We start from the raw sequence: 416 nt of genomic DNA, 5'->3' as shown, positions 1-416 counted from the left end.
GTCGTGCACGTTGGCCGATATGCCAAAGCCAATCGGAGCGTCGACCCCGTTTGATCGTGACCAAATGGGCGGGCCAAAAGGGCTCTAAGATCACGGCGCCAGCCCGAGATAGCCAACTTGTGTCGCGTGCGGCTTCAATCGAGAACGCACACGACACCTGCCGGCTGGTTCAAGGGCGGGGTCGGTGGCAGTTTTTAAGCTGCCACCGACCACTACTCGCCGTCGAAGAACTAATTCTTGCTCAGATACTTATCGACGTTGGCAGGGTTCACCAGTTCGAACGGAATCCATACCGGAGAAGCAACCTTTTCGCCCTTGGCAAGCTTGATGGCCGCATCCACCGAGCCGGCTCCCTGGCCGATGGCATCCTGGAAGACGCTCACGTCAAGATCGCCATTTTGCATGTAGTGCATGGC

Annotated in this window: 1 pseudogene; it reads right to left on the bottom strand. The window is 57.7% G+C overall.

Annotated elements, in window-relative coordinates:
• Window positions 1-230: 230 nt before the first annotated feature.
• Window positions 231-416, bottom strand: a pseudogene (locus EN750_RS38860) (rhizopine-binding protein); the annotation flags it as partial.

The organism is Mesorhizobium sp. M7A.F.Ca.ET.027.03.2.1, from assembly GCF_003999175.1.
In the GTDB taxonomy this organism is placed as follows: Bacteria; Pseudomonadota; Alphaproteobacteria; order Rhizobiales; family Rhizobiaceae; genus Mesorhizobium.
This window is presented reverse-complemented; position numbering and strand designations above follow the sequence as displayed.